The organism is Klebsiella variicola, from assembly GCF_000828055.2.
GTDB classification, from domain to species: Bacteria; Pseudomonadota; Gammaproteobacteria; order Enterobacterales; family Enterobacteriaceae; genus Klebsiella; species Klebsiella variicola.
The window spans coordinates 5,240,853-5,260,614 of sequence record NZ_CP010523.2 but is presented as its reverse complement, the minus strand read 5'-3'; the positions used below and the strand labels follow the sequence as shown (position 1 = coordinate 5,260,614).

14 protein-coding genes are annotated in these 19,762 nt (G+C 55.9%); 5 read left to right on the top strand and 9 right to left on the bottom strand.

Translation table 11 applies throughout. The features are described from left to right. Window positions 1–375: 375 nt before the first annotated feature. The 5 genes from rplJ to dcuB all read left to right on the top strand — a co-directional run bounded on the left by rplJ (window position 376) and on the right by dcuB (window position 11,699). Window positions 376–873, top strand: a complete 498-nt coding sequence (gene rplJ, locus SP68_RS24520; protein ID WP_001207203.1) for a 50S ribosomal protein L10 — start codon at window positions 376–378, stop codon at window positions 871–873. A 66-nt stretch (window positions 874–939) separates the two neighbouring features. Then, on the top strand, window positions 940–1,305 hold the full coding sequence (rplL, locus tag SP68_RS24515; protein WP_002884142.1) for a 50S ribosomal protein L7/L12: 366 nt from the start codon (window positions 940–942) through the stop codon (window positions 1,303–1,305). 324 nt (window positions 1,306–1,629) lie between these two features. Beyond that, window positions 1,630–5,658, top strand: a complete 4,029-nt coding sequence (rpoB, locus tag SP68_RS24510) for a DNA-directed RNA polymerase subunit beta (RefSeq protein WP_008808005.1) — start codon at window positions 1,630–1,632, stop codon at window positions 5,656–5,658. Between the two features lie 76 nt (window positions 5,659–5,734). Beyond that, window positions 5,735–9,958, top strand: coding sequence for a DNA-directed RNA polymerase subunit beta' (rpoC, locus tag SP68_RS24505; protein ID WP_008808004.1), 4,224 nt, complete (start codon window positions 5,735–5,737; stop codon window positions 9,956–9,958). A gap of 400 nt (window positions 9,959–10,358) precedes the next feature. Beyond that, window positions 10,359–11,699, top strand: a complete 1,341-nt coding sequence (gene dcuB / locus SP68_RS24500; RefSeq protein ID WP_008808003.1) for an anaerobic C4-dicarboxylate transporter DcuB — start codon at window positions 10,359–10,361, stop codon at window positions 11,697–11,699. Window positions 11,700–11,742: 43 nt separating this feature from the next. Here the strand turns inward: dcuB and SP68_RS24495 are convergent, their stop codons facing one another. The 9 genes from SP68_RS24495 to thiC form a co-directional block, all read right to left on the bottom strand. Then, complete coding sequence (locus tag SP68_RS24495) at window positions 11,743–12,060, bottom strand: PTS lactose/cellobiose transporter subunit IIA (protein ID WP_008808002.1); 318 nt, start codon at window positions 12,058–12,060, stop codon at window positions 11,743–11,745. A 3-nt stretch (window positions 12,061–12,063) separates the two neighbouring features. Further along, entirely contained in the window at window positions 12,064–12,369 is a 306-nt protein-coding gene (locus SP68_RS24490) for a PTS sugar transporter subunit IIB (RefSeq protein WP_002884150.1), read from the bottom strand. A gap of 171 nt (window positions 12,370–12,540) precedes the next feature. After that, window positions 12,541–14,073 carry a sensor domain-containing diguanylate cyclase gene (locus SP68_RS24485; RefSeq protein ID WP_012543212.1) on the bottom strand — a complete coding sequence of 511 codons (1,533 nt, stop codon included), beginning with the start codon at window positions 14,071–14,073 and terminating at the stop codon, window positions 12,541–12,543. A 315-nt stretch (window positions 14,074–14,388) separates the two neighbouring features. Next, a complete protein-coding gene (thiH, locus tag SP68_RS24480) occupies window positions 14,389–15,522 on the bottom strand; it encodes a 2-iminoacetate synthase ThiH (RefSeq protein ID WP_032734020.1) in 1,134 nt (377 codons plus the stop codon). After that, window positions 15,519–16,289 carry a thiazole synthase gene (thiG, locus tag SP68_RS24475; RefSeq protein ID WP_023296880.1) on the bottom strand — a complete coding sequence of 257 codons (771 nt, stop codon included), beginning with the start codon at window positions 16,287–16,289 and terminating at the stop codon, window positions 15,519–15,521. Before thiG ends, thiH begins: the two co-directional genes overlap by 4 nt. Before the next feature lies 1 nt (window position 16,290). Continuing rightward, complete coding sequence (gene thiS / locus SP68_RS24470; RefSeq protein WP_008807998.1) at window positions 16,291–16,491, bottom strand: sulfur carrier protein ThiS; 201 nt, start codon at window positions 16,489–16,491, stop codon at window positions 16,291–16,293. Next, a complete protein-coding gene (thiF, locus tag SP68_RS24465) occupies window positions 16,475–17,230 on the bottom strand; it encodes a thiazole biosynthesis adenylyltransferase ThiF (RefSeq protein WP_040971015.1) in 756 nt (251 codons plus the stop codon). The genes thiS and thiF overlap by 17 nt, the downstream gene beginning before the upstream one ends. Next, entirely contained in the window at window positions 17,223–17,858 is a 636-nt protein-coding gene (gene thiE, locus SP68_RS24460) for a thiamine phosphate synthase (RefSeq protein WP_032734021.1), read from the bottom strand. Before thiE ends, thiF begins: the two co-directional genes overlap by 8 nt. Beyond that, window positions 17,858–19,753 (bottom strand): phosphomethylpyrimidine synthase ThiC, encoded by a 1,896-nt coding sequence (thiC, locus tag SP68_RS24455; protein ID WP_016160091.1) that lies wholly within the window; start codon window positions 19,751–19,753, stop codon window positions 17,858–17,860. The genes thiE and thiC overlap by 1 nt, the downstream gene beginning before the upstream one ends. Between the last annotated feature and the right edge of the window lie 9 nt (window positions 19,754–19,762).

Here is a 19,762-nt window from a genome sequence, read left to right as displayed (position 1 = left end):
CCCCACGATTCTGTCAATAAGACAGACGCTATGCGAGTCATTTGAATTGCAGCAAGGCAGCAATCGAGTGAATCACCGGGAGTGTAGTTAACTACATGACCGGTGTGAACGAGAGCAGCTAACGCCGCTGCGGTTCGAAGGACGAAGTCATAGGAAGAATTTGTTCGTTGGAGCCTGGCCTATCCAGGCCTCCGTCGAAGACCGCAGGTGTTTCGCAAGAAACTTAATCCCCTGCGTAGACGGTGACAGAACGCTAAGATTATTTTTGGATACTCTGGCTTGTTTCTGCTCACCGTATTTAGACGCTCTTTTCGTTGAATTGAGTGAAGTGAGTTCCAGAGCATAAGCTCTGGCAAACATCCAGGAGCAAAGCTAATGGCTTTAAATCTTCAAGACAAACAAGCGATTGTTGCTGAAGTCAGCGAAGTAGCCAAAGGCGCGCTGTCTGCAGTAGTTGCGGATTCCCGTGGCGTAACTGTAGATAAAATGACTGAACTGCGTAAAGCAGGTCGTGAAGCTGGCGTATACATGCGTGTTGTTCGTAACACCCTGCTGCGCCGCGTCGTTGAAGGTACTCAGTTCGAGTGCCTGAAAGACACGTTTGTTGGTCCGACCCTGATTGCATACTCTATGGAACACCCGGGCGCTGCTGCTCGTCTGTTCAAAGAGTTCGCGAAAGCGAATGCAAAATTTGAGGTCAAAGCCGCTGCCTTTGAAGGTGAGCTGATCCCGGCGTCGCAGATCGACCGCCTGGCAACTCTGCCGACCTACGAAGAAGCAATTGCACGCCTGATGGCAACCATGAAAGAAGCTTCGGCTGGCAAACTGGTTCGTACTCTGGCTGCTGTACGCGATGCGAAAGAAGCTGCTTAATCGCAGTTATCTTTATAAAGCATTCGCTTACGTATAAACTTATTCTGATATTCAGGAACAATTTAAATGTCTATCACTAAAGATCAAATCATTGAAGCAGTATCCGCTATGTCCGTAATGGACGTTGTTGAGCTGATCTCTGCAATGGAAGAAAAATTCGGTGTTTCCGCTGCTGCTGCTGTAGCTGTAGCTGCTGGCCCGGTTGAAGCTGCTGAAGAAAAAACTGAATTCGACGTAATTCTGAAAGCTGCTGGCGCTAACAAAGTTGCTGTTATCAAAGCAGTACGTGGCGCAACTGGCCTGGGTCTGAAAGAAGCTAAAGACCTGGTAGAATCTGCTCCGGCTGCACTGAAAGAAGGCATCAGCAAAGACGACGCTGAAGCTCTGAAAAAATCTCTGGAAGAAGCTGGCGCTGAAGTTGAAGTTAAATAAGCCAACCCTTCCGGTTGCAGCCTGAGAAATCAGGCTGAGGCTGGTGACTTTTTAGTCACCAGCCTTTTTGCGCTGTAAGGCGCCAGTAGCATTTCACACTGTTTGACTGCTGGTTTGCCTGACAATGCTTGTTTCTATCGACGACTTAATATACTGCGACAGGTTAGGGTTCCTGGGCTGTGTAAATCGCAACGAAATGGTTTAAGCGTGATAGCAACAGGTATTGCGGAAAGTGTTCCATTTTCCGGTCAACAAAATAGTGTTGCATAAAAAACTGCCTTACTTAGGCAGACGGGTCGACTTGTCAGCGAGCTGAGGAACCCTATGGTTTACTCCTATACCGAGAAAAAACGTATTCGTAAGGATTTTGGTAAACGTCCACAAGTTCTGGACATACCTTATCTCCTTTCTATCCAGCTTGATTCGTTCCAGAAGTTTATCGAGCAAGATCCTGAAGGGCAGTATGGTCTGGAAGCAGCCTTCCGTTCCGTATTCCCGATTCAGAGCTACAGCGGTAATTCAGAGCTGCAATACGTCAGCTACCGTCTGGGCGAACCTGTTTTTGATGTTAAAGAATGTCAGATCCGTGGCGTGACTTATTCTGCACCGCTGCGCGTAAAACTGCGTCTGGTGATCTACGAGCGCGAAGCGCCGGAAGGCACCGTTAAAGACATCAAAGAACAAGAAGTCTACATGGGCGAAATCCCGCTCATGACCGACAACGGTACCTTTGTTATCAACGGTACCGAGCGTGTTATCGTTTCTCAGCTGCACCGTAGCCCGGGCGTCTTCTTTGACAGTGACAAAGGTAAGACCCACTCCTCCGGTAAGGTCCTGTATAACGCACGTATCATCCCTTACCGCGGTTCCTGGCTGGACTTCGAATTCGACCCGAAAGACAACCTGTTCGTTCGTATCGACCGTCGTCGTAAACTGCCGGCAACCATCATTCTGCGCGCGCTGAATTACACCACTGAGCAGATCCTTGACCTGTTCTTCGAGAAAGTGGTCTTTGAAATTCGCGACAACAAGCTGCAGATGGAGCTGGTACCGGAGCGTCTGCGCGGTGAAACCGCCTCCTTCGATATCGAAGCCAACGGTAAAGTGTACGTTGAGAAAGGCCGTCGTATTACTGCGCGCCACATTCGCCAGCTGGAAAAAGACGATATCAAACATATCGAAGTTCCGGTTGAGTACATCGCGGGTAAAGTTGCTTCTAAAGACTACATCGACGAAGCGACCGGCGAACTGATCTGCCCGGCGAACATGGAGCTGAGCCTGGATCTGCTGGCTAAACTGAGCCAGTCCGGCCACAAGCGTATCGAAACGCTGTTCACCAACGATCTGGACCACGGTCCGTACATTTCTGAAACGGTACGCGTCGACCCGACCAACGATCGTCTGAGCGCGCTGGTAGAAATCTACCGCATGATGCGCCCTGGTGAGCCGCCGACTCGCGAAGCGGCTGAAAGCCTGTTTGAGAACCTGTTCTTCTCCGAAGACCGCTACGATCTGTCCGCGGTTGGTCGTATGAAGTTCAACCGTTCTCTGCTGCGCGACGAAATCGAAGGTTCCGGTATCCTGAGCAAAGACGACATCATCGAAGTGATGAAGAAGCTCATCGATATCCGTAACGGTAAAGGCGAAGTCGATGATATCGACCACCTCGGCAACCGTCGTATCCGTTCCGTTGGCGAAATGGCGGAAAACCAGTTCCGCGTTGGCCTGGTACGTGTAGAGCGTGCGGTTAAAGAGCGTCTGTCTCTGGGCGATCTGGATACCCTGATGCCTCAGGATATGATCAACGCCAAGCCGATTTCCGCAGCAGTGAAAGAGTTCTTTGGTTCCAGCCAGCTGTCCCAGTTTATGGACCAGAACAACCCGCTGTCTGAGATTACGCACAAACGTCGTATCTCCGCACTCGGCCCAGGCGGTCTGACCCGTGAACGCGCAGGCTTCGAAGTTCGAGACGTACACCCGACGCACTACGGTCGCGTATGTCCAATCGAAACGCCTGAAGGTCCGAACATCGGTCTGATCAACTCCCTGTCCGTGTACGCACAGACTAACGAATACGGTTTCCTTGAGACCCCGTATCGTAAAGTGACCGACGGTGTGGTTACCGATGAAATTCACTACCTGTCTGCTATCGAAGAAGGCAACTACGTTATTGCTCAGGCGAACTCCAACCTGGATGAAAACGGCCACTTCGTAGAAGACCTGGTTACCTGCCGTAGCAAAGGCGAATCCAGCTTGTTCAGCCGCGACCAGGTTGACTACATGGACGTATCCACCCAGCAGGTGGTATCCGTCGGTGCGTCCCTGATCCCGTTCCTGGAGCACGATGACGCCAACCGTGCATTGATGGGTGCGAACATGCAACGTCAGGCGGTTCCGACTCTGCGCGCTGATAAGCCGCTGGTTGGTACCGGTATGGAACGTGCTGTTGCCGTTGACTCCGGTGTTACTGCGGTGGCTAAACGTGGCGGTACCGTTCAGTACGTGGATGCTTCCCGTATCGTTATCAAAGTTAACGAAGACGAGATGTACCCGGGCGAAGCAGGTATCGACATCTATAACCTGACCAAGTACACCCGTTCTAACCAGAACACCTGCATCAACCAGATGCCTTGCGTGTCCCTGGGCGAACCCATTGAGCGCGGCGACGTGCTGGCCGACGGCCCGTCCACCGACCTTGGTGAACTGGCGCTGGGTCAGAACATGCGCGTAGCGTTCATGCCGTGGAACGGCTACAACTTCGAAGACTCCATCCTCGTCTCCGAGCGTGTTGTCCAGGAAGACCGTTTCACCACCATCCACATTCAGGAACTGGCGTGCGTGTCCCGTGACACCAAGCTGGGGCCGGAAGAGATCACCGCTGACATCCCGAACGTGGGTGAAGCTGCGCTCTCTAAACTGGATGAGTCCGGTATCGTTTATATCGGCGCGGAAGTGACCGGCGGCGACATTCTGGTTGGTAAGGTAACGCCGAAAGGTGAAACCCAGCTGACGCCGGAAGAGAAACTGCTGCGTGCGATCTTCGGTGAGAAAGCGTCTGACGTTAAAGACTCTTCTCTGCGCGTACCGAACGGTGTCTCTGGTACCGTTATCGACGTTCAGGTCTTTACCCGTGATGGCGTAGAAAAAGACAAACGTGCGCTGGAAATCGAAGAGATGCAGCTGAAGCAGGCGAAGAAAGACCTGTCTGAAGAACTGCAGATCCTCGAAGCCGGTCTGTTCAGTCGTATCTACGCGGTGCTGGTCTCCGGTGGCGTTGAAGCTGAGAAGCTCGACAAACTGCCGCGCGATCGCTGGCTGGAACTGGGCCTGACCGACGAAGAGAAACAGAATCAGCTGGAGCAACTGGCTGAGCAGTATGACGAACTGAAACACGAGTTCGAGAAAAAACTCGAAGCGAAACGCCGTAAAATCACCCAAGGCGACGATCTGGCACCGGGTGTGCTGAAGATTGTTAAGGTATACCTGGCCGTTAAACGCCGTATCCAGCCTGGTGATAAGATGGCAGGCCGTCACGGTAACAAGGGTGTTATCTCTAAGATCAACCCGATCGAAGATATGCCGCACGATGCTAACGGTACGCCGGTAGATATCGTACTGAACCCGCTGGGCGTACCGTCTCGTATGAACATCGGTCAGATCCTGGAAACTCACCTGGGTATGGCTGCGAAAGGCATCGGCGATAAGATCAACGCCATGCTGAAACAGCAGCAAGAAGTCGCGAAACTGCGCGAATTCATCCAGCGTGCTTACGATCTGGGCGCTGACGTTCGCCAGAAAGTTGACCTGAATACCTTCAGCGATGAAGAAGTTCTGCGTCTGGCTGAAAACCTGCGTAAAGGCATGCCGATCGCAACGCCGGTATTCGACGGTGCGAAAGAAGCTGAAATCAAAGAGCTGCTGCAGCTGGGCGACCTGCCGACTTCCGGTCAGATCACCCTGTTTGACGGCCGCACCGGTGAACAGTTCGAACGTCCGGTAACCGTGGGTTACATGTACATGCTGAAACTGAACCACCTGGTCGACGACAAAATGCACGCTCGTTCCACCGGTTCCTACAGCCTGGTTACTCAGCAGCCGCTGGGTGGTAAGGCGCAGTTCGGTGGTCAGCGCTTCGGTGAGATGGAAGTGTGGGCGCTGGAAGCTTATGGCGCGGCCTACACCCTGCAGGAAATGCTCACCGTTAAGTCTGATGACGTGAACGGTCGTACCAAGATGTATAAAAACATCGTGGACGGCAACCACCAGATGGAACCGGGCATGCCGGAATCCTTCAACGTACTGTTGAAAGAAATCCGCTCGCTGGGCATCAACATCGAACTGGAAGACGAGTAACTCTCGCTCAAACAGGTCACTGGTGCCGGGATAAAACCCGGCGCCAGATTGTGCTAACTCCGACGGGAGCAAATCCGTGAAAGACTTATTAAAGTTTCTGAAAGCGCAAACTAAAACCGAAGAGTTTGATGCGATCAAAATTGCTCTGGCATCGCCAGACATGATCCGTTCATGGTCTTTCGGTGAAGTTAAAAAGCCGGAAACCATTAACTACCGTACGTTCAAGCCTGAGCGTGACGGTCTGTTCTGTGCTCGTATTTTCGGGCCAGTAAAAGACTATGAGTGCCTGTGCGGTAAGTACAAGCGCCTGAAACACCGCGGTGTGATCTGTGAGAAGTGCGGCGTTGAAGTGACCCAGACTAAAGTGCGTCGTGAGCGCATGGGCCACATCGAGCTGGCATGCCCGACGGCGCACATCTGGTTCCTGAAATCGCTGCCGTCCCGTATCGGCCTGCTGCTGGATATGCCGCTGCGCGATATCGAACGTGTACTGTACTTCGAATCCTACGTGGTTATCGAAGGTGGCATGACCAACCTCGAACGCAACCAGATTCTGACTGAAGAGCAGTACCTGGATGCGCTGGAAGAGTTCGGTGACGAATTCGACGCGAAAATGGGTGCGGAAGCGATCCAGGCGCTGCTGCGCAATATGGATCTGGAGCAGGAATGCGAACAGCTGCGTGAAGAGCTGAACGAAACCAACTCCGAAACCAAGCGTAAAAAGCTGACCAAGCGCATTAAACTGCTGGAAGCGTTCGTTCAGTCTGGCAACAAGCCGGAATGGATGATCCTGACCGTTCTGCCGGTTCTGCCGCCAGATCTGCGTCCGCTGGTTCCGCTCGATGGCGGCCGTTTTGCGACTTCTGACCTGAACGATCTGTATCGTCGCGTCATTAACCGTAACAACCGTCTGAAACGTCTGCTGGATCTGGCTGCGCCGGACATCATCGTACGCAACGAAAAACGTATGCTGCAGGAAGCGGTTGACGCCCTGCTGGATAACGGCCGTCGCGGTCGTGCGATCACCGGTTCTAACAAACGTCCTCTGAAATCTTTGGCCGATATGATCAAAGGTAAACAGGGTCGTTTCCGTCAGAACCTGCTCGGTAAGCGTGTTGACTACTCCGGTCGTTCTGTTATCACCGTAGGTCCATACCTGCGTCTGCATCAGTGCGGTCTGCCGAAGAAAATGGCGCTGGAGCTGTTCAAACCGTTCATTTACGGCAAGCTGGAACTGCGTGGCCTGGCCACCACCATCAAAGCCGCTAAGAAAATGGTTGAGCGCGAAGAAGCCGTTGTTTGGGATATCCTGGACGAAGTTATCCGCGAACACCCGGTACTGCTGAACCGTGCGCCAACGCTGCACCGTTTAGGTATCCAGGCATTCGAACCGGTTCTGATCGAAGGTAAAGCTATTCAGCTGCACCCGCTGGTTTGTGCTGCCTATAACGCCGACTTCGATGGCGACCAGATGGCTGTTCACGTACCGCTGACGCTGGAAGCCCAGCTGGAAGCGCGTGCGCTGATGATGTCTACCAACAACATCCTGTCCCCGGCGAACGGCGAACCAATCATCGTTCCGTCTCAGGACGTTGTACTGGGTCTGTACTACATGACCCGTGACTGTGTTAACGCCAAAGGCGAAGGCATGGTGCTGACTGGCCCGAAAGAAGCGGAGCGTATTTATCGCGCCGGTCTGGCCTCTCTGCATGCGCGCGTTAAAGTGCGTATCACTGAATACGAAAAAGACGAGAATGGTGAATTCGTCGCGAAGACTAGCCTGAAAGACACGACCGTTGGCCGTGCCATTCTGTGGATGATCGTACCGAAAGGTCTGCCGTTCTCTATCGTGAACCAGGCGCTCGGTAAGAAAGCGATCTCCAAGATGCTGAACACCTGTTACCGTATTCTGGGCCTGAAACCGACCGTTATTTTTGCGGACCAGACGATGTACACCGGCTTTGCTTATGCAGCGCGTTCAGGTGCATCCGTTGGTATCGATGACATGGTCATCCCGGAGAAAAAATACGAAATCATCAGCGAAGCGGAAGCGGAAGTTGCTGAGATTCAGGAACAGTTCCAGTCTGGTCTGGTCACCGCGGGCGAGCGCTACAACAAAGTTATCGATATCTGGGCTGCGGCGAACGATCGTGTATCCAAAGCGATGATGGATAACCTGCAAACCGAAACCGTGATTAACCGTGACGGTCAGGAAGAGCAGCAGGTTTCCTTCAACAGCATCTACATGATGGCCGACTCCGGTGCGCGTGGTTCTGCGGCACAGATTCGTCAGCTGGCTGGTATGCGTGGTCTGATGGCGAAGCCGGATGGCTCGATCATCGAAACGCCGATCACCGCGAACTTCCGTGAAGGTCTGAACGTACTCCAGTACTTCATCTCCACCCACGGTGCGCGTAAAGGTCTGGCGGATACCGCACTGAAGACAGCGAACTCCGGTTACCTGACTCGTCGTCTGGTTGACGTTGCCCAGGACCTGGTCGTCACTGAAGACGACTGCGGCACCCTGGAAGGCATCACCATGACGCCGGTTATCGAAGGTGGCGACGTTAAAGAGCCGCTGCGCGATCGCGTACTGGGTCGTGTGACTGCTGAAGACGTTCTGAAGCCGGGTACCGCGGACATTCTGGTTCCACGCAACACGCTGCTGCATGAGCACTGGTGTGACCTGCTGGAAGAGAACTCCGTTGACTCCGTCAAAGTTCGTTCCGTTGTATCCTGTGACACCGACTTTGGTGTATGTGCGCACTGCTATGGTCGTGACCTGGCGCGTGGCCACCTCATCAACAAAGGTGAGGCTATCGGCGTTATCGCGGCACAGTCCATCGGTGAGCCGGGTACACAGCTGACGATGCGTACGTTCCACATCGGTGGTGCGGCATCTCGTGCGGCTGCTGAATCCAGCATCCAGGTGAAAAACAAAGGTAGCATCCGTCTGAGCAACGCGAAGTCGGTTGTGAACTCCAGCGGTAAACTGGTTATCACCTCGCGTAACACCGAGCTGAAACTGATCGACGAATTCGGTCGTACCAAAGAAAGCTATAAAGTGCCTTACGGCTCCGTTATGGCGAAAGGCGATGGCGAACAGGTTGCCGGCGGTGAAACCGTTGCAAACTGGGATCCGCATACCATGCCGGTTATCACCGAAGTGAGTGGTTTCGTCCGCTTCACTGACATGATCGACGGCCAGACCATTACTCGTCAGACCGACGAGCTGACCGGTCTGTCTTCGCTGGTGGTTCTGGATTCCGCAGAACGTACCTCCGGTGGTAAAGATCTGCGTCCGGCGCTGAAAATTGTTGATGCTCAGGGCAACGACGTTCTGATCCCAGGCACCGATATGCCTGCTCAGTACTTCCTGCCGGGTAAAGCGATTGTTCAGCTGGAAGATGGCGTACAGATCAGCTCTGGTGACACCCTGGCGCGTGTTCCGCAGGAATCCGGCGGTACCAAGGACATCACCGGTGGTCTGCCGCGCGTTGCGGACCTGTTCGAAGCACGTCGTCCGAAAGAGCCGGCAATCCTGGCTGAAATCAGCGGCATCATTTCCTTCGGTAAAGAAACCAAAGGGAAACGTCGTCTGGTTATCACCCCGGTAGACGGTAGCGAACCGTACGAAGAGATGATTCCGAAATGGCGTCAGCTGAACGTGTTCGAAGGTGAACGTGTAGAACGTGGTGACGTGGTTTCCGACGGTCCGGAAGCACCGCACGACATTCTGCGTCTTCGTGGCGTGCACGCGGTAACGCGTTACATCACCAACGAAGTGCAGGACGTTTACCGTCTGCAAGGCGTTAAGATTAACGATAAGCACATTGAAGTTATCGTTCGTCAGATGCTGCGTAAAGCGACCATCGAAAGTGCTGGTAGCTCCGACTTCCTCGAAGGCGAGCAGGTTGAATACTCCCGCGTTAAGATCGCTAACCGCGAGCTTGAAGCGAATGGCAAAGTGGCGGCAACCTATTCCCGCGACCTGCTGGGTATCACCAAAGCGTCTCTGGCAACCGAGTCCTTCATCTCCGCGGCCTCGTTCCAGGAGACCACTCGCGTGCTGACCGAAGCAGCCGTTGCGGGCAAACGCGACGAACTGCGCGGTCTGAAAGAGAACGTCATCGTGGGTCGTCTGATCCCGGCGGGTACCGGCTATGCGTACCACCAGGATCGTATGCGCCGTCGCGCAGCGGGCGAACAGCCAGCTGCCCCGCAGGTGAGCGTAGAAGAAGCGTCTGCCAACCTGGCAGAACTGCTGAACGCAGGCCTGGGCGGTTCTGACAACGATTAATCGTTGATGCACTGCTAAAAAGCCGGTCAGGTTTCCTGACCGGCTTTTTTATTGTTTGTTCGCCGCCTCACCCTCTTCTTTAATTACATTTACGACATATTAACGCCGCATATTTTTAGCAATTAATTCATATAAAATATCCATCCCCCGTTCACTGGAAAAACCTTTGTTTATATATGGGTAAAAGTTCTACTCATATCAAAAAACAATCAATTCAAAGGCGATATATTCAAAATACCTAATGAATCATGGGATTACTTCTGCTGCTTTATCTTCGGAGCTACGGCTCTGGAGAGGGATCGCCGCATCTCATGCTTCTCCCGATAAGACGCAGAAATAATACCGGCAGGCAGGTGTTGGTCATTTCTTTTGGTCTGAGTGGACAGGCTCTGGGGGCTGCATGGAATTTGCGATACAACTCATTATTATCTTAATTTGTCTGTTTTATGGTGCCCGAAAAGGCGGTATTGCGCTGGGCCTGTTGGGCGGCATCGGTTTGGTTATCCTTGTTTTTGTGTTCCATCTCCAGCCGGGTAAACCGCCGGTTGATGTGATGTTAGTCATCATTGCCGTTGTGGCCGCTTCGGCGACGCTACAGGCGTCGGGCGGGCTGGATGTTATGTTACAGATTGCCGAGAAGCTGCTGCGGCGCAACCCGAAATATGTCTCGATCGTCGCGCCTTTCGTCACCTGCACGCTGACCATTCTCTGCGGTACCGGACACGTGGTGTACACGATCCTGCCGATTATCTACGATGTCGCCATTAAGAATAACATTCGTCCGGAGCGTCCAATGGCGGCCAGCTCCATAGGCGCCCAGATGGGGATCATCGCCAGCCCGGTCTCGGTAGCAGTGGTGTCGCTGGTGGCGATGCTGGGGAATTTTACCTTTAACGGTAAACACCTGGAATTTCTCGACCTGCTGGCGATAACCATTCCGTCCACGCTGTTGGGGATCCTGGCGATTGGTATCTTCAGCTGGTTCCGTGGCAAAGATCTGGATAAAGACGAAGCCTTCCAGGCGTTTATTGCGGTACCGGAAAATCGCCATTATGTCTATGGCGATACGGCGACGCTGCTGGATAAAAAGCTGCCGACCAGCAACTGGATTGCGATGTGGATCTTTCTGGCCTCCATCGCCGTGGTGGCCTTGCTCGGCGCGTTTTCCGAACTGCGTCCGGCCTTCGACGGTAAGCCGCTGTCGATGGTGCTGGTGATCCAGATGTTCATGCTGCTCTCCGGGGCATTAATCATCATCATTACCAAAACCAACCCGGCGTCGATTTCTAAAAATGAGGTTTTCCGTTCGGGGATGATCGCTATCGTCGCGGTATACGGCATCGCGTGGATGGCGGAGACTATGTTCGGCGCGCATATGACCGAGATTAAAGGTGTGCTCGGGGAGATGGTGAAGGAGTACCCGTGGGCTTACGCCATCGTACTGCTGCTGGTTTCGAAGTTTGTGAACTCTCAGGCGGCAGCGCTGGCGGCGATTGTTCCGGTGGCGCTGGCCATCGGCGTCGACCCGGCCTATATCGTGGCTTCCGCGCCGGCCTGCTATGGCTACTATATTCTGCCGACCTACCCAAGCGATCTGGCGGCGATCCAGTTCGACCGCTCAGGGACCACCCATATCGGCCGCTTTGTCATTAACCATAGCTTCATCCTGCCCGGGCTCATCGGCGTCGGTGTCTCCTGCGTGTTTGGCTGGGTATTCGCCGCGATGTATGGTTTTCTTTGAGAGGGGACGGGCGCCGGCAGCGGCGCCCGTTAAATCCGCGAGATTACTGCGCGAGCGGCAGACGACGATAGAGTTCAATCATATCGGTCGCCAGATCCTGAATGACCATGGCGTTCATCAGGTGGTCCTGAGAGTGAACGGTGATCAGGTTGACCGGCAGCTTACCGGTGCCTTCATCCAGGCCGATGAGCTGGGTCTGGATTTTATGCGCATGTTTGACGAACTCATGGGACTCGGCCATGGCCTGCTCGGCTGCCGCAAAGTCACCTTTCCGTGCTAACTGGAGAGCAGTGAGCGCCGCGCTACGTGCGGAACCGGCATTAACCAACAGCTCCATGATGATCGTTTCTAAATCTTCCATCGATTACTCCAGCATCTTCAGGGCTTTATCCAGAACGGCATCGCCTTTCATCATGCCGTAGTCCATCATATCGATCACCGCGACTTTCTTGCCGAATGGATCGGCCAGCGCCTGCAGTTTCGCCTGCTCATATTTCACCTGCGGGCCGAGCAAAATAATGTCGGCGGCGGCCAGGTTATCTTTAAACTCGGCGACCGGGACGGCCTTGATAGAAACCTCAACACCTTTTTTCTGCGCGGCATCTTGCATACGCTGAACCAGCATGCTGGTGGACATACCGGCGGCACAGCACAAAACGATATTCTTCATAGTCAGTGGCCCTTGTGTTCCGTGATGTCTTATCTTTATCGCGGCCCTGGCGATGCGACAACCGCTTTACCGTGATTGTGTGTAAGTCATCACACAAAAATTGAAACCGGTTTCATTTTTGCCGATAAAAATAAAAAAGCCCACCGAAGTGGGCGGCCGCGTCCTGTTGTCTCACGCGCGGAGGATGCGGTTTTTACCTTGTTGCTTGGCTTTGTAAAGTGCCTCATCGACGCTCACCACCAGCTTATCCAGCGGCTCCATATTCCATTCCCCCAGTCCGGCGCTAAAGGTGACCGTCAGGCCATCTTCGCGCCAGGTACGCCGTTCGACGTTGACCCGCCATGTTTCCAGTAGCGTTCGGGCGTTATCGATGTGTTCGGCAGGAAAGACCACCGCGAACTCTTCACCGCCGTAGCGATAAAGGGAAATCTCCAGCGGCTGGAGGACCTGCAGCCCCTCGCGGGCGACGTTGCGCAGGACGATATCGCCGTTGAGGTGTCCCCAGGTGTCGTTGATCGATTTGAAGTTATCGATATCGACCAGGGCAAGGGCGAAAGGTTGGTGATCGTTCATCAGCGCGGCGATATCGCTGTCGAAGGCGCGGCGGTTTTTGCAGCCAGTGAGGGCGTCGATGGTGGCCTGGCGAACGTAGGTCAGTTCACGCTGTTTGTTGGTTTCAATGGCTTTACTCAGCATTGCCTCAAGGCGCGGAGCGCGTTTGACGTCGCCGGTTTTAATCGCATTGATGATATTCATCAGCACGGTACGGGAAGCATGACGCAGATAAAGGCCGAACAAGAGGATGATAATCGCCGCGAGTGAGAAACCGCCGATCACTAAGTTTGTCTCATGGCGCGTCAGATTGATCAGGGTGGCGTTATCGACACGGTAAATCACGAACCAGTCGGGATTGGTAAAGGAGTAGTAGTAATACCAGGTATCGCTCCTGACATCGTAAAGCTGCCCCTCTCCGCTGGTCATTTTATCCATCAGTTCGTCGCTGACGAAGGGTTTAAACAGCGCGCCCGGGTCGGAGTGCAGGACAACTTTGCCATCCCGCTGCACCACAAAAAATTCCCCCTGTACGGGGGCGACCATCTGCCGTAGCGCGAACCCCATGGAGGTGAGATCTAGATGAAAAGCCAGGCTGCCCTTGAGTTTACCCTCCGGAGTAATGATGGGTTTGAAAATGGTAATCGTCGGATGGTGGGTGAAAAAGTCCATATACGGGCTGGTGTAGTGGCTGAAGGTGCTGGCTTCTGCCTGTTTGATAAACCAGGGCCGCGTTTTGGGGTCGAAAGCCAGGCTGTCTTCATTTTTCAGTACTTCCGGGGCGCGCAGATAGTGGCCCTCGGTATCCGCCAGCGAGATGGATGAGACGCTTGGCATCATGTTCTGTAACTGCATTAGCGTGGTTAACCCTTTCTCCGGATCAACGTTCACCGCGCGGTTCAGTTCGTCATTACGGGCAAAGAAGGTGGCCGCGCGGCCGAGGATAAAATCATTTTCCCGCAGCAGCGTTTCCGTATAGTTGATGGCCAGGTTGTGGGTAAAGTTGCGGTTAATATCGTGATAATCTTCGAGAAAATCTTTCCGCTGTGCCAGGGTTACAAAAGTAGCAATCAGCATGAAACTGAGCAAAATGCCGGCAAACCCCACGACGATTGGTGTCGTAAAAGAGAGTTTTCTGTTGTGTAGCGCCATGAATCGTTAATCGTCCCGGATGTATAAACCAAGGGTCCGAACGCAGCTTGTGTCAGCGAGCCTGCCGATCGAATCAGTTAACTATTGCTCAATTATAACTCTGAGGCCTTCATCTATCGTGATTTATATTCGTCGATAATGAACCGGCCCTCGCGCAGCGCGGAGAGGCAGGGCGAAAATGAGGAAGAAAACGTTCGCCCTGGTCAGCGTCCGCTGCTGACCCGGGCAGAATAGAAAAACGGCGGCAATCGGGCGACTCCCCATTTTTCATCTCTCGTGCAGGCACGCAAAATAATCAGCGGCTTGCAACATACTTCATGATGATTGCGAGGCGCGTCCCAGCCAGCTGTCCCAGTCTTTCCATACCGGCTGCAGGCCACGGGCGGCTAGCGCGCTGGCGACCTCTTCAGGGCGGCGATCGTCATGTGGGGCAAATTGCTCGAGCTCCGGATGATCGTCGGCGTAGCCGCCGGGCTGCGTTTTAGAGAAGGCGCTGACGTTATTGATCGCCAGCGGGATCACCCGGTCGCGGAACCAGGGTGATTCACGGGTTGAAAGCGACAGCTCAACCTCCGGCGCCAGCAGGCGGAAGGCGCAAATGGTCTGCACCAGCTGGCGCTCATTCATCAGCGAAGCTGGTTCAATACCGCCGGCGCAGGGACGCAGGCGCGGGAAGGAGACCGAGTAGCGGCTGCGCCAGTAGCGCTGCTGCAGCCACAGCAGGTGCTCGGCGACCATAAAGCAGTCCACCCGCCAGCTGTCGGAAAGACCAATCAACGCGCCGAGGCCGATCTTATCGATCCCCGCCTCGCCCAGGCGATCCGGTGTATCCAGCCGCCAGAAGAAATCCTGTTTTTTCCCTTTCAGATGGTGCTGGGCATACATGCTTTCATGGTAGGTCTCCTGATAGACCATTACCCCGTCGAGCCCCAGCGTTTTCAGCTCGGCATACTCTTCGGTCGCCAGCGGCTGCACCTCCATATGCAGCGAGGCAAACTGGCTGCGGATAGCCGGCAGGTGCTGGCGGAAATAATCCATTCCCACCTTGCCCTGATGTTCGCCGGTCACCAGCAGCAGATGCTCAAAGCCCAGGTCGCGGATCGCGGCGCACTCGCGGGCAATCTCGGCGGCATCCAGCGTCTTGCGCTTAATGCGATTGCTCATTGAGAAGCCGCAGTAGGTGCAGTCATTGGCGCACAGGTTGGAGAGATACAGTGGTACGTAAAAGCTGACGGTATTGCCGAAGCGCTGCCGGGTGAGCCGCTGCGCGCGCTGGGCCAGCGGTTCAAGATAGTTGGCCGCCGCCGGTGAAAGCAGGGCCATCATGTCGTCACGGGTGAGCTGTTTGGCCGCCAGCGCCCGTTCGACGTCGGCGGCGGTTTTGCTGTTGATGCGCAGGCGGATGTCGTCCCACTCCAGCTCCCGCCAGCGATCGCTGAAGGTTTTCATGCCAGCGCCTCCAGGAATCCGGTCAGCGGGCTGGTGGCCTGCGCCTGCGTACTGCGTGCCCCCGGTCCGGCCTGACGCGCCAGTAATCCGGCATCGACTGCCATACGGAAGGCGCGGGCCATGGTCACGGGGTCGTCGGCGACGGCAATGGCGGTATTGACCAGCACCGCATCTGCGCCCATCTCCAGCGCCTGCGCCGCATGGCTCGGCACGCCAATTCCGGCATCGACCACCACCGGTACCGCCGCCTGCTCGATAATAATCTCCAGCATGGCTTTGGTTTCCAGCCCCTGATTGGAGCCGATCGGCGCGCCCAGCGGCATCACCGCCGCGCAGCCAACCTCTTCCAGCCGTTTACACAGCACCGGATCGGCGCCGCAGTAGGGCAGGACGACGAACCCTTCGCGCACCAGCAGCTCCGCTGCCTTCAGGGTTTCAATCGGGTCAGGCAGCAGCCAGCGGGCATCCGGGTGGATCTCCAGCTTCAGCCAGTGGGTGCCCAGGGCTTCCCGCGCCAGGCGGGCGGCAAACACCGCCTCTTCCGCCGTCTTGGCGCCTGAGGTATTCGGCAGCAGGTTAACGCCCGCCGCCAGCAGCGGCGCGAGAATCGCGTCATTGTTCTGGCGTAAATCGACGCGCTTCATCGCCAGCGTCACCAGCTGGCTTCCCGAGGCGCGAATCGCCTCAACCATCACCTCCGGGGCGGCGAATTTGCCGGTACCGGTAAAAAGATGGGATTCAAACGTTTTGTCTGCAATACGTAACATGTCAGCCTCCAGCGATAACCTGAAAAAGCAGGATCCGATCGCCTTCCTGTAAGAGATGATCTTCCCACCGGTCGCGCGGCAGGATGTGTTGATTAAGCGCCAGCGCAACGCCCGGCTGCAGCTGTTCGAGCTGGGTCAGCAGGGCGCTGACGCTGAGATTGTCGGCACATGCCAGCGGCTCGTCGTTAAACCAAATCTGCATGCCGCCCTCCGCACACCGGGCAATTCCGGGAGCGCTGTAGCGCCAGATTACGCCAGTTGCTGGTGCGGGCGTCGAACAGCCGCAGGGTATTACGCGGCGTCGTCATGCCGCTGATCAGCTTAATCGCCTCCAGCGCCTGCAGCGTGCCCATCATGCCGACGACCGGGCCGACGATCCCCGCGGTGCGGCAGTTGCGCTGCGGTTCGTCGCTATCCGGCCACAGGCAGCGATAGCAGCCCTGCGTCCAGGGGGGCGTCAATACCATCAACTGACCGCCGAAGCCGACGGCGCTGGCGGTCACTAACGGGGTGTCGAGGGCCACACAGGCGGCGTTGATTGCCTGGCGGGTCACCATGTTATCGGTGCAGTCCAGCACCACGTCCGCTTTCGCCACCTCAGCGCGCAGCGCCTCGCCGCTCAGACGTTGCTGGAGCGCAACCAGTTTGATCTGCGGGTTTAGCTGACTGAGCCGGGTCTTTGCCGCCGCGGCTTTTGGCCGGTCGATATCTTCGCTGGTGAACAGGATCTGCCGCTGCAGGTTGCTGAGATGCACGGCGTCGTCATCGGCCAGGGTCAGCGTCCCGACGCCCGCTCCGGCAAGATAGAGCGCCGCCGGGGAGCCCAGCCCGCCAAGGCCGATAATCAGCACCCGGCTGGCTAACAGTTTCTGCTGCCCCTCGATGGCAATATCCTCCAGCAGCATCTGGCGGCTATAGCGCATAAAGTCGTGATCATTCATCGCCTGCTCCCGCCAGCGCCAGCAGCTGGTCTGTTGCTGCCCGCCAGTCCGCCGCCTGGGTAATAGCGCTGACTACCGCGATGCTGCCGACGCCGGTCGCCAGTACGCCCGGCGCTTTTTCCAGACTGATGCCGCCGATCGCGACGGTGGGGTAATCCGCCAGGCGTTGAATATGTCTGGCTAGCTGGTCGAGGCCCTGCGGCGCGGAAGGCATCTGTTTGGTTTGCGTCGGGAAGACGTGGCCCAGCGCGATGTAAGAGGGGCGCGCCGCCAGCGCGACATCAATTTCCATATTGTCGTGAGTGGAGACGCCGAGACGCAGTCCGGCTTTGCGGATAGCGCTCAGATCGGTGGTTTCCAGATCTTCTTGCCCCAGGTGTACCCCGTAGGCCTGATGCTTAATCGCCAGCTGCCAGTAATCGTTAATGAACAACCGGGCGTGATAGCGGCGGCCAAGGGCGATGGCGGCGATCACGTCATCCTCCACGTCGCTGTCACGTTGGTCTTTGATGCGCAGTTGAAGAGTACGCACTCCCGCCTCCAGCAGGCGCTCAATCCACGCCACGCTGTCAACCACCGGGTAGAGTCCAAGACGAAATGGGACGGGTGGAAAATCAGGTTGATACATCAGGCTTCCTCCTGTTTCAGGTAGATTTCGCCGCCACGGGCGCGGAAGTGATGCGACATATCGGCCATGCCAGCTTCGATATTTTGCTTCGCGGCGTAGTCGCGGACTTCCTGGGTGATTTTCATCGAACAGAATTTCGGCCCGCACATGGAGCAGAAATGGGCGACCTTGCCGGACTCCTGCGGCAGGGTTTCATCGTGATAGGCCCGCGCGGTGAAGGGGTCGAGCGCGAGGTTGAACTGGTCTTCCCAGCGGAATTCGAAACGCGCTTTGGACATCGCGTTGTCGCGGATCTGCGCCCCGGGGTGGCCTTTCGCGAGGTCGGCGGCGTGGGCGGCGATTTTGTAGGTAATCAGCCCCTGTTTCACATCCTCTTTGTTGGGCAGGCCGAGATGCTCTTTTGGCGTGACGTAGCACAGCATCGCGCAGCCAAACCAGCCAATCATTGCCGCGCCGATACCGGAAGTGAAATGGTCGTAGCCCGGCGCGATGTCGGTGGTGAGCGGGCCTAAGGTGTAGAATGGCGCTTCGTGGCAATGCTCCAGCTCTTCGGTCATATTGCGGCGGATCATCTGCATCGGCACGTGGCCGGGGCCTTCAATCATCACCTGCACGTCATACTCCCAGGCGATTTTCGTCAGTTCGCCCAGCGTATGCAGCTCGGCGAACTGCGCCTCGTCGTTGGCGTCCTGGATCGAGCCGGGGCGCAGACCATCGCCGAGGGACAGCGACACGTCATAGGCGGCGCAGATTTCACAGATTTCGCGGAAGTGCTGGTAGAGGAAGTTTTCCTGATGATGCGACAGGCACCACTTGGCCATGATGGAACCACCGCGCGACACGATACCTGTCAGGCGCTTCGCGGTCATCGGCACGTAGCGCAGCAGTACGCCGGCGTGAATCGTGAAGTAGTCGACGCCCTGTTCGGCCTGTTCCAGCAGGGTATCGCGGAAGGCTTCCCAGGTCAGGTTCTCGGCAATGCCGTTGACCTTCTCCAGCGCCTGGTAAATCGGGACGGTACCAATCGGCACCGGGCTGTTGCGCAGGATCCACTCGCGGGTCTCGTGGATATAGCGGCCGGTGGAGAGGTCCATCACCGTGTCGGCGCCCCAGCGGGTTGACCAGACCAGTTTTTCCACCTCCTCTTCGATGGAAGAGGTCACCGCCGAGTTGCCGATATTGGCATTCACTTTCACCAGGAAATTGCGGCCGATAATCATCGGCTCAGATTCCGGGTGGTTGATGTTGGCGGGGATGATGGCGCGTCCGGCGGCAACTTCATCGCGGACGAACTCGGGGGTAATGTTTTCCGGCAGGCGGGCACCGAAGCCTTCCCCGGCATGCTGCTGGCGCAGAACCTCGCTGCGGATACGTTCGCGACCCATGTTTTCGCGAATGGCGATGAACTCCATCTCCGGGGTGACGATCCCCTGGCGGGCGTAGTGCAGTTGGGTAACGCATTTCCCGGCGACGGCGCGTTTGGGCGTCAGCAGGCCGCTGAAGCGCAGCTCATCGAGACCGTCATCGGCCAGCCGCGCTTTGGTATAGGCCGAGCTGCGTTCGCTGAGCGGAGCGCAGTCGTTACGCGCGTCGATCCACGGCTGGCGCAGCTTTGCCAGCCCCTGGCGGACATCAATGCCAATATCCGGGTCGCCATAAGGGCCGGAGGTGTCATATACCGGGATCGGTTCATTGGCTTCGTACCGGGGGTTATCTTTATCGCCGCCGACGAGGGTCGGGCTGAGCTCAATTTCACGCATCGGGACGCGGATATCCGCTTGTGAGCCGTGAACGTAGATGCGGCGTGAATTGGGAAAAGCGGTACCTGCCAGCGTATCAATGAATCGCTGCGCGTGCTCGCGTTGTTCCCGACGGGTGAGTTTGGTAGTAGACATAGCGCATTC